This is a genomic window from uncultured Streptococcus sp., assembly GCF_938036805.1.
Lineage (GTDB): Bacteria > Bacillota > Bacilli > Lactobacillales > Streptococcaceae > Streptococcus.
The window spans coordinates 1-8,524 of sequence record NZ_CALHWC010000132.1 but is presented as its reverse complement, the minus strand read 5'-3'; the positions used below and the strand labels follow the sequence as shown (position 1 = coordinate 8,524).

Here is an 8,524-nt window from a genome sequence, read left to right as displayed (position 1 = left end):
TCCAGAAAATCTGCTGACAAGGCTCTCGCAATCGTTGATTTTCCCGCTCCCATGAAGCCAAGTAAAATCTTAGCCATTCACCAAGCCCTCCAAGTCTGAGAAGAAGCTAGGATAGCTGGTATTGATAGCCTCTGCCCGCTCCAGCTCCACCTCTCCATCCGAAACTAATAGAGCCGCAATGGCTGCCATCATTCCAATACGATGATCGCCGAATGTATTGATGGTTGCACCATGAAGAGGCGTTTTTCCATCGATAATCATGCCATCTGCTGTGGGAGTTATAGCTGCTCCCATGCTATTTAAAGCATCTGCAACAACCTGAATCCGATCGGTTTCTTTGACCTTTAACTCCTCTGCATCTCGGATCACCGTTCTGCCCTCAGCTTGGGTAGCTAAAAGGGCAATAATCGGAAGCTCGTCTATCAAGCGCGGAATAATCTCTCCGCCAATCTCCGTTCCCTTCAGCTCAGAAGTCTCAACGGTAATCGTAGCGGATTTGGCCACCTCATCTATATTAGAAAGGGTCATCTTACCGCCCATTGCCTTGATAACATCAAGAATCCCTGTCCGAGTTTCATTGATTCCTACATTTTCAAGGACGATTTTGGACTGGGGCAGAATCAATCCTGCAACCAGCCAGAAGGCTGCGCTGGAGATATCACCAGGCACTCTCACTTCTTGCCCAGTAAAGGTCTGTCCACCCTGCACACGGATTTCCTTACCCTTAACATCAATCTGACCACCAAATTGGACAATCATATCCTCTGTATGGTTGCGGGTGATTTCCTTTTCAATAATGACGGACTCGCCTTGTGCCTGTAAAGCCGCAAAAATCAAGGCTGATTTGACTTGAGCGGAAGCTACTGGCAGCTGGTAATGGATAGGCTTTAAATCTTTTCGGCCATGGATGTGAAGTGGCGGTAAATCTCGTTCTGTCTGACCCCAAATATCCACACCCATCTGACTAAGAGGCAGGGTTACCCGATCCATCGGACGTTTGGACAAACTATCATCCCCAAACATCTCTGCCGCAAAATCCTGACCTGCCAAGACACCTGAAATCAAGCGGATGGAGGTTCCTGAATTGCCCATATCTAATTTATTGTGTGGCGCCTTGAGGCCATCAAAACCAACACCGTAGATCTTAACAGTCTTTCCGTCATCTTCAATCTTGACGCCTAAATCACGAAAGACCTGCATTGTAGAAAGGACATCTTCACCTCGCAAAATATCGTGAACCACTGTAAGGCCCTTGGCCAAGCTCCCGAACATAATCGAACGGTGACTGATTGATTTGTCACCCGGTACACGGATACGACCATTCAGGCCTTTGGCCTTTGTTCTTAACTTCATAGATGCCCCTTTCAATTGCTACTAACTTCTATTTTATCATAAAAATAGCAATTTCTAAAAATTTATTGTATTCATTCCCACTTCTTAGTCATTTTTGCCTTTTCTACATGATAAAAGAGGCTGCGACAATCGTCTCTCAGCCTCCCTTTATTCCTTATCAAAACCACGAGAGTTCTAGATTCTTGCTCTAGTCAATCTCTGATTTAGCCATTATTTGTGTCCTAAATGCTTATCAATCTCATCCATAATCCGCCCCATGACATAGCTAATCTGCAGATTGCGACCAATCAAAATGGCCCAGAAAATAGCCATCAGATAGTTCTCAGACATGATTGCTTCATTAAAAAAATATGTTTCTAGGGCTGTAAAAGCCGCCATTACTATAAATTGTCGTCTATTCATTCTTCCATTATAGCATGAAAAACCATAAAAATCTAAATTCAATCATCTTGCACGGTGATTTTTTCCGCTAGAAAATCAAAGCCTTCCGGTATCCAGCTTTCTTCCTGCTTTTCAGCTGCTTCTGCCTTATTACTACGACTTCTAGCTAAAAATTCTGCCCGAATTTGAGTCCAATCCTCGAGAGAAATAGCCAGAATATCTGGTGAAAAGCCAGCAGCATTGCTCAGCAGATTCCCAAACATGGTATTGAGATTTTCTCTTTTCATGGTCTGCTCAGCGTTGAAATGAGACTCAAATGCCAAAATAGCATGATTTTCATTGGCCGCGACTGGCTGCGAACCAATGAGCAGAGCCTTGTCCGCTCCTGCCAGACTCTCGATGATTTCACCCCAAGCATTTTGCAGCTTAGTCAAATTGCTGCGAGCCAATTCAGGATTTTCCACCGCTTCTTCCAAGATGGCATTGACCTTATTGCGGTCTACTCGATAGGTCTTAGTCTTCTGAGGTCGTGCCTCTGATTTCTTAGCTGCTTGAGCTGGCTGACTGCCAACATTGGCCAATTGCTGCTTGAGCTGCTGGATTTCCTGCTTGAGATTAGACAGTTCTTCTGCCAAGTTGTCAGGGATCTGGTCCAAACCTGCTTTTTCCTCAGCCAGTCGAATGGTCATCATTTCTGTATAAATCTTAGGTTGCAGGCTATTCTTGATATCTGCTAGACTCTTGGTCGCTATCTCAATCATGGCAAAGAGAGTCTCCTGCGGTGTCTTGAGATTTTCCAAAAAGAGCTCGCTGGCATGATGATTTTCCCCGCCAGTTTTGACAATAATCAAGTCGCGCAGATATTGCAGGAGGTCCGTTACGAAGCGGGCCATGTTTTTACCACTATCAAAAATCAGATTGAGATTGTCTAAGGCTGTGACTGCGTCATGCGCAATCAAGGCTGCTACATAAGCATCTAAAGCTCCCAAGCTGATCGAGCCAGTGATTTCCTCAGCAATGTCCGTAGTCAAACGATTTTCCTGAGTCAAGCTAAGAGCCTGATCGAGGATAGACAGGGCATCTCGCATACCGCCCTCGGCTCGACGGGCAATAATCTGCACACCTTCCTTCTCAAAGTCAATCCCTTCCTGTTCCAAAATCCACTCGATATGACCAATAATATCCTGCGTCTTGATAGACTTAAACTCAAAACGCTGGACGCGGGAAAGAATGGTTGCTGGAATCTTATGCAGCTCTGTCGTTGCTAGGATAAAGACCACATTTTCTGTCGGTTCTTCCAAGGTCTTGAGCAAGGCGTTAAAAGCTCCAGTCGAGAGCATATGCACCTCGTCAATGATATAGACCTTGTGCTTGGCCAGACTAGGCGCATAGGTAGACTTGTCCCGAATATCACGAATCTCATCTACCCCATTATTAGAAGCTGCGTCGATTTCTATAACATCTTCAAGGCTTCCCTCAGTAATAGCCTGGCAGATATAGCAGTCATTGCAGGGCTCACCGTCCTTTTGATTCGGACAGTTCATAGCCTTGGCAAAAATCTTGGCAACACTTGTCTTCCCTGTTCCACGCGGACCAGAAAAGAGATAGGCATGGCTGATTTTGCCTTGCTCCACAGCCTGACGCAGGGTGGTAGCTACTACCTGCTGCCCCACTAGCTGACCAAAGGTCTGACTGCGGTACTTTCGATATAAAGCTTGATACATTAGGCTTTTTCTCCAAACATTTCAAAATTCCAAGTCGTTTTTTCAAGCAAAATCTGAACAAACTTTTCTAGATATTCCTGATCTACCTTATCATAATCACCCGTCAAGGCTGAGTCCAAATCTAGCACTCCCAAAAGGTGGCCATCTTTTACCATGGGCACCACAATCTCGCTCTTAGCACGGCTATCACAAGAGATATAGTTGGCATGCTGGGTCACATCATCTACGATAATCGTCTGCTCTTTCTCAGCAGATTCCCCACAGACTCCCTTACCTAATGCAATGTGGACACAAGAAACGCCCCCTTGAAAGGGCCCCAAAATCAGCTCGTTCCCATCAAAAAGATAGAAACCAGTAAAAACCGAATTGGGCAGGGCTTGATTGAGCAGGGCGCTAGCATTAGAAAGATTGGCCAAAGCGTTGGTCTCACCCTCCAACAAGGCTTCCAGCTGAGCCAGTAATAGTTGATAATTTGAAATTTTTTCCCTTTTATTCATACTTTCTATTATATCAAAAAGCCCGTCCTACAGGAGAAAAAATAAAATTTTTTTATCTTCTTTTCTAGTCCGAGCTTCAAGTTGGAAAACATTTTCTTATTCTGATCGCTACAACGGATAGTCCTAAGCTTCATCTTTCCTGCTCAAAATATAAGAGGCTGAGATTATTCATCCCAGCCCCTGATGCTATAGAAACACAAAACATGCTCAACTCATCTTTTTACAGCCACCCCATAAAGCGGATAAGGTACATATTTAGTCGTACCTGACGCGAATAGTAGTAATTTCCACCATTGATATAAAGCTCGGGCCCGTAAAAAATGGAAAGTACATTATAGTATGAATAGGTTTTTCCAGTCACATTGCCAAGACTAGGTGCAACCACTTCTTTTGAGTATTTTTTTGCAAGCTCGAGCGTATTCTCGCCGCCATTTTGCGCAACATAGTCGATATAAGCCTGGCCAAAATTATAGGCCTGAACCGCCGTCCAAACATCTACCTTTTTCTCGCTGGCCAACTCTAGATTGTCCGATAAAGTCTGAATACCTTGCCGAACACTTTCTTTATTGTCTGTAATCGAATTGATTTCACCTGTTGCACTCTCACTAGACTGCATGAGGTCGTTGTTTCTTCCCTTGGTTTCCGTGTAGATCATGGCTAGGACTAGCTCTTCATTGGCCGCCGTATCCTGCTCGTCCAGTACTTCTCTAACCAAGTTTTGATAGGTCATAACCTGCTTAACATCACGATGGACTTGATAGCCTTTTATCGCAATGGCAGCCAGAATGATGACCAAAATCAATCTTCTGATAAATTTAAACATTATTTACTTTGTATATCCTCGATATTTTTGATGAGAATAGAATAGGTCCCGTTGTCGTTCTGGATAAATTCCACGGATTCAGCATCCTGATAAACATTATTGGGAACGATTAGCTCTATTCCATTAGAGAGGGATAATTTTTGATTTTCGAACTTCTTTTTCTGGCGACTGCTGTCAATCTCATCAAACTTGATTGGCTCTGGCACAGTTTCCTTAACTTGGTCAATAAAGGTAAGTCTGGCTGTCAGATTGCTGTCAAACAGCTCGTCCGCCAACTTTTCAGGAGACAATTCGTCGTTTTCTTCCAGATTTTTGAAAATGCTGGATTTGACCTTAGACTGGAACTGAAAGTCGTCTGTGTTAAAGCTTTCAGCAATCTTTTGAGCTGTTTTTTCCAGAGCTTTGATAGATTTTTTTGGTGAAATCTTGGGACTGACCTGCAAGAGATTATCCGAAAAATAGTTGAGAAAGGCACCATTGTACTTGATGCGCTTTTCAATCAGATGGTACTTGCGAGACTGGAGATTGATGACCAAAGCCTCGTCCGCACCTGTACCAAAGCCAGGCAGATTGTTCTGCGTCAGCTTGATTGGATTATCCGTCTCACCACCCAAGTGGGTCAGGGTTTCCCGCAGCGCAATCCGCAGAAAAGCAAAATGCTCCACGCCTTCCTTGTCAAACTGAACGAAAATCAGATCGTTGGTTTTCTGGTTTTCACTGACCGAAAACTCTTCCTGCCAAAGTTTGGCCACCGTCACGGATGTTTCCAATAAGTCGTCCGAAAGCTGAGCCAAAAAGACATTATCAGGTTCGAAAATGCCTGTTTTAGCCTCGTCTGAATAGACACGCTCGATTTTCTTACGCAAGTATTCCTCAATCTTGGGAGTGATATTGAGAAACTTATCCGCCAGCAGCAGTTCAGTATCAGCTGGACTGAATTGATGAATGATGGCCTTTTTTACGTAAATGTCCATCTTAGTTCAAACCTTCATAGAGCGGAAAAGCATCCGTCAATTCACGAACTTCCGCTCGCACTTGATTGAGTACCGCTTCGTTTTCAGCATTTTCCAGAGCCTTGATAATAAGCTCAGCCACCTTGATACTTTCTGTGACACCAAAGCCTCGAGCTGCAATGGCTGCTGTACCGATACGAATACCGCTAGTCTTAAATGGTGACAAAGTCTCGTAAGGGATGGAGTTTTTATTGAGCGTAATGTTGACCTCATCCAAGAGATTTTGCGCTACTTTCCCATTTTCTACAACCTTAGTAACATCCACCAAGAAAAGGTGATTTTCAGTTCCGTCAGAAATCACACGGAACTTGTCATGCTGACGGAAGACTTGGGCCATAGCTTGGGCATTATCCAAAATTTGCTGAACATAAACCTTGAAAGCTGGATCCAGCACTTCTTTAAAGGCCACAGCCTTAGCTGCAATGACGTGCTCCAATGGTCCACCCTGAATTCCTGGGAAGATAGCTGAGTTAATCTTCTTAGCCAATTCTTCATCATTTGTTAAAATCAAACCACCACGAGGGCCGCGCAAGGTCTTGTGAGTCGTCGTGGTTGTGATATCCGCATAAGGAACAGGACTTGGATGGAGACCAGCAGCGACCAATCCAGCGATGTGAGCCATATCTACCATCAGCTTGGCACCGACTGCATCAGCAATTTCACGGAATTTTGAAAAGTCAATGATATGAGAATAAGCTGAAGCACCCGCCACAATCAACTTAGGCTGTACTTCCTTAGCTTGCTTGAGGATGGCATCAAAGTCCAATAATTCTGTTTCTGGATCAACGCTATAAGATACAAAATTGTAGGTTTGGCCAGAGAAGCTGACTGACGCACCGTGAGTCAAATGACCGCCAGCAGACAAATCCATGCCCATCACTGTATCACCTGGCTCAATCAAAGCCATATAAGCAGCACAATTTGCTTGACTGCCTGAGTGAGGTTGAACATTGGCGAATTTAGCACCAAAGATTTCCTTAGCGCGCTCAATTGCCAAACTCTCTACGACATCCACTACGTCTGTTCCACCATAATAGCGACGACCTGGGTAGCCCTCAGCGTATTTATTGGTCAAAATAGAACCTTGAGCAGCCATAACAGCTTTAGAAACGACGTTTTCTGAAGCAATCAGCTCGATATTATGTTGCTGACGCTCTTCCTCATTGGCAATAGCTTCCCAGAGTTCTTTGTCAAATGCTTTGTAATCTTCTTGGTCAAAAATCATAAGGTGTCTCCTTCTTTTGAGAAAATAGGGCGCTAGGCTCCTAAAAGTTAAAATATTATATCACTTACTTGGGCGAGAATATCCTCGCGGGTAATGGCTCCTTGGCGCAAAATACGAGCCTTTTCTCCAGACAAGTCCAGAATGGTTGAATCCTGACCTGTCAAGGAAGCATCATCTTCTACTCCCGAAACTTGCTCTTGAAAATCCAGCATAATCTGCTGGAAATCAGTTCCACTGGCTTTTCCAGAAAGATTGGCGGATGGACCTATCAAGGGGCCGTACTTACGAATTAAGTCCAGCGTAACCGGATGCTTAGGAATCCGAAAGCCCACAGTTTCCATACCTGAGTTTATCCAAGCAGGCACTCGGTCATTGGCTTGGAGGATAATAGTCAGTGGCCCAGGTAGGAAGGATTGATAGAGTTTTCCCAGATAGCTGGGCTGGTTCTTAGAAAAACGGTAAACTTCTTCCAGGCTAGCCACATTGAGATTGAGAGCCTTGTCACGAGGTCTTCTTTTTAATTCATAAACTCGGTCAACCGCCTCTTCGTTCAAGGCTTGAGCAAAGAGGCCATAAACAGTTTCTGTCGGCAGAACAACCGCTCCGCCTGCTGCCAGAGTCTTTTCAATCTTATTCATTGTCCACTGCCACCATTCTATCTTTGCCAAATTGATCCTTCAAGACTCGGATTCGTTTTTGCGGGAAAGATTTTTTGAATAACTCCGCAACGCCGTCTCCTTGCTTGTAGCCAATTTCCAAATAGATTTTCCCTTTTTCTGTCAGATAGTCCCCTGCCTGCTCGGCTATTTTCCGATAGACTGCATAGCCATCCTCCTCTGCGAAGAGGGCCATGTGAGGCTCTGACGTCAGAACATTGAGACCGACTTCGTCCTTATCCGCTTCTGAAATATAGGGCGGGTTAGAGACGATAATTTCAAATTTTCCTTGAATTACATCGAAGCAATCAGATTGGACAAAAGTAAGATTGAGGCCACAGGACTGGGTGTTTTCCGCAGCCAAGGCAAGAGCATCTTTCGAGAGATCAGAGGCAGTAATCTGCCAGTCTGGACGGCTATTTGCCAGTGCCAGAGCAATGGCTCCACTACCCGTTCCGATATCCAAGATAGACAGAGAGCTTTCAGGATTTTCTGACAAAATCAGTTCCACCAGTTCCTCTGTCTCAGGCCTTGGAATCAACACCCGCTCATCCACCTTGAGAGTCAAGCCGTGAAAGTCACTGCTCCCAATGATATACTGGGCTGGCTTATGAGAGAGCAGCTGTTCATGAATTGCTTTCAGCTGGTCACGATCTTCCTGACTAACCTCTGCCTGAAGCTTGAGAACAAAATCAGTAAAGGAGAGGTCATTGAGTGCCCGATAAACGAAAGACAGGCTTTCCGCTTCTTCTCCCGCTACCACTAGCTCCTGCTCTAACTCAGCTAAATATTGAGCTAATGTCATTATTTATTCAGCTCTTCTAGTTTTTGCGTTTGGTCATAGAGAACCAA

General features: G+C 44.6%; 9 protein-coding genes and 1 pseudogene. All 10 read right to left on the bottom strand.

What is annotated here, in order from left to right; genetic code table 11:
* Positions 1-77, bottom strand: a pseudogene (locus Q0191_RS05225) (shikimate kinase); the annotation flags it as partial.
* The gene (gene aroA / locus Q0191_RS05220; RefSeq protein WP_297664458.1) at positions 70-1,353 is read right to left on the bottom strand and encodes a 3-phosphoshikimate 1-carboxyvinyltransferase; all 1,284 of its coding nucleotides are present in this window, start codon (positions 1,351-1,353) and stop codon (positions 70-72) included. The gene aroA and the pseudogene Q0191_RS05225, both read right to left, overlap by 8 nt.
* Positions 1,354-1,563: 210 nt before the next feature.
* Positions 1,564-1,755 carry a DUF3272 family protein gene (locus Q0191_RS05215; RefSeq protein WP_125379726.1) on the bottom strand — a complete coding sequence of 64 codons (192 nt, stop codon included), beginning with the start codon at positions 1,753-1,755 and terminating at the stop codon, positions 1,564-1,566.
* Between the two features lie 38 nt (positions 1,756-1,793).
* The gene (dnaX, locus tag Q0191_RS05210; protein WP_297664455.1) at positions 1,794-3,458 is read right to left on the bottom strand and encodes a DNA polymerase III subunit gamma/tau; all 1,665 of its coding nucleotides are present in this window, start codon (positions 3,456-3,458) and stop codon (positions 1,794-1,796) included.
* On the bottom strand, positions 3,458-3,955 hold the full coding sequence (locus Q0191_RS05205) for a GAF domain-containing protein (RefSeq protein ID WP_125371728.1): 498 nt from the start codon (positions 3,953-3,955) through the stop codon (positions 3,458-3,460). The genes dnaX and Q0191_RS05205 overlap by 1 nt, the downstream gene beginning before the upstream one ends.
* 220 nt (positions 3,956-4,175) lie before the next feature.
* A complete protein-coding gene (locus Q0191_RS05200; RefSeq protein WP_297664452.1) occupies positions 4,176-4,778 on the bottom strand; it encodes a lysozyme family protein in 603 nt (200 codons plus the stop codon).
* Positions 4,778-5,752: a nucleoid-associated protein gene (locus tag Q0191_RS05195; protein ID WP_297664451.1), complete on the bottom strand. Its 975-nt coding sequence runs from the start codon at positions 5,750-5,752 to the stop codon at positions 4,778-4,780. Before Q0191_RS05195 ends, Q0191_RS05200 begins: the two co-directional genes overlap by 1 nt.
* A gap of 1 nt (position 5,753) precedes the next feature.
* On the bottom strand, positions 5,754-7,016 hold the full coding sequence (gene glyA, locus Q0191_RS05190) for a serine hydroxymethyltransferase (RefSeq protein ID WP_297664449.1): 1,263 nt from the start codon (positions 7,014-7,016) through the stop codon (positions 5,754-5,756).
* 47 nt (positions 7,017-7,063) lie between these two features.
* The gene (locus Q0191_RS05185) at positions 7,064-7,654 is read right to left on the bottom strand and encodes an L-threonylcarbamoyladenylate synthase (RefSeq protein ID WP_297664447.1); all 591 of its coding nucleotides are present in this window, start codon (positions 7,652-7,654) and stop codon (positions 7,064-7,066) included.
* On the bottom strand, positions 7,647-8,477 hold the full coding sequence (prmC, locus tag Q0191_RS05180) for a peptide chain release factor N(5)-glutamine methyltransferase (protein WP_297664445.1): 831 nt from the start codon (positions 8,475-8,477) through the stop codon (positions 7,647-7,649). Before prmC ends, Q0191_RS05185 begins: the two co-directional genes overlap by 8 nt.
* Positions 8,478-8,524 lie beyond the last annotated feature (47 nt).